The sequence below is a fragment of the Gemmatimonadota bacterium genome, from assembly GCA_026706845.1.
Taxonomy (GTDB): domain Bacteria; phylum Latescibacterota; class UBA2968; order UBA2968; family UBA2968; genus VXRD01.
This window is the reverse complement of record JAPOXY010000269.1, coordinates 1-2,115: the sequence shown is the minus strand read 5'-3', so window position 1 is coordinate 2,115 and position 2,115 is coordinate 1. Positions and strand designations below refer to the sequence as shown.

Here is a 2,115-nt window from a genome sequence, read left to right as displayed (position 1 = left end):
GGGTGGAGGCGGACCCAATACGGGCGTCAGTGCGCTGGAGCGGAAGATGGATTGTCCGCGCGAGCCATTGGTCGAGCGGGTGCCCGCCAGGTTCAAGCCGGGGATGCGGGCGTAATAGATCCCCGCGCTACCCCGCAACAGGGTCTTATTGTCGCCGTGTACATCGTAAGCTATGCCCAACCGCGGTTGGAACATATCCCAGGCAGAGGGGATTTTGCCGTTGGCGGGGAATGTGTATGTGCCCGTTTCGTTAGTGACCGTTTTGCCAATGAAATCTGCGAAGAAGACCTCGTCCGGATCGGTGATTACATCGGGCTGGATCTGCGCCTCCCAGCGCAAGCCGTAATTGAGTGTGAGTTTGTTCGAGGGTTGCCAACTGTCCTGTACAAACAGAGCCAGTTCGTGCTGGGGGATCTTCTGTGTGCCTGCTTCTTCCACGCTCAGGCCGCCGACGCCGGACTGCTGCAAGTAGATGAGGACAGGCCCGGTAATTTCCGTTCCGTCGGGACAGGTTCCGGTGGTGCTGGTGCTGCCGTCGGAGCATTCGACATAGGTATTGCCCTGCTGGACGAAGTGGAGAAAGCCATCTACGGAATTGAAGATGTAGCGTCCATTGGCAAAACCGATAAAGGTTTGTACGGATTCGACGCGGTTCCATTCGATCCCAGCTTTGATCAGGTGATTGTCCTTGCTTATGGAGATATTATTGAGCAACTGGATGCGAGAGTCGTAGTATTCGATGGGGATGAAGAAGGGCATGCCAAAGCGATAGCCGTGTACAAAGTCCATGCCCGTATCGGGAAAGGGCCGCCCGGTATTGGGATTGTGAGGTCCACCGTAGGGACGGGGACGGTCTTCGCGGGCGATTTGGAAGCGGAATTCGTTGATCGTGCTGGTGGATAGAAGTGATACCAGACTGCCGTTAAAGGCGTGTGACCAGTCTCTTTCAATCGCATTGGCGCTGCGCGCCCAGGAGTCCACATCAAAGGTGCCGTTCTCTTGTTCGGACCAGGTGTAATTGTATTTGAAGGTGGCGGAGTGTTCCTCCGACAGGTGGTAATCGACTTTGAAAAGAAATGCGCGGGCATCGTTGGTGCGGTCAATGGCGCCGTAGTCGTCGGATAGGTTGAATTCGGAGGCCAGAAAGTGGCGCAGGCGGGCATCCCCGCGCCCGATATTGTTCTGTCTGGTATCTCTGAAAATCTGCTGGTCATACGCGGCAAAGAAAAATGCCCTGTCCTTTTTTAGAGGGCCACCCAGGGTGAAGCCGAATTGCCCCTGTTTGAAATTGGGCGTGCGTTCTATCCCGTTGTGCCGGGCTGTGCTGGATAGGGCGTCGTGTTTGCCAAAAAAATGCACGGATCCGTGGAATTGGTTGGTGCCCGATTTGGTGATGACATTGACAAAGCCGCCGCTGGAACGTCCGAATTCGGCATTGGCTCCCTGAGGTATGACCACCATTTCCGCTACTGCGTTTAAATTAAAAGTGAAGGCGGGGCGCTGTCCGCCGCGTTGTTCGCCGAAGAAGGGGTTGTTGAAATCCGCACCATCTACCGAGATGTTGTTGTGTATGCCGCGCTGACCGGCAATGGTCAATTCATCGCCATCAGGTCCTTGCACGATGCTCACGCCCGGGGTCAATAGTGTGAGGTTGAGGAAATTGCGCCCGTTGTTGGGCAGGTCCTGCACGGCTGCTTCGGGCAGGCGCGTGGCTGTTTCGCTCTGGGTGATGTCAACGGCGGGTCTCGTCGCCTCGATGAGGACTTCGTCCATTTGCAATGCCATTTTGAAGACGAGTTCCACTGTCTCGCCAACCCGCACCTGCACCCCTGTTTGACGCACTTCTGCCTGTCCCGCTGCCTGTACTGTGATGTCGTAAAAACCCAGAGGCAACAGGGTCGCGGTGAATATTCCCAGATCGGATGATGTGAGGGTGCGCCGGTAATTGGTGCTGATTTCTTTGAGGGCGATGGTGGCGTTGCCAATGGGGTTGCCGAACTGATCCCAGACAAAGCCGCGGATAACGCCGGTGGTTGCCTGAGATTGCGCCCATGTGGGTGCGTGCAATAGGGTAGCGCACAAGAAAAGGAAGGGTAAGACGCGGATGGGGGGGAG

The 2,115-nt window shown here is 56.1% G+C and carries 1 protein-coding gene; it reads right to left on the bottom strand.

Annotated features, from left to right (window positions below; all coding sequences use genetic code 11):
* The coding region (locus OXG87_23430; protein MCY3872509.1) for a TonB-dependent receptor at positions 1-2,115 on the bottom strand (2,115 nt) is incomplete at both ends.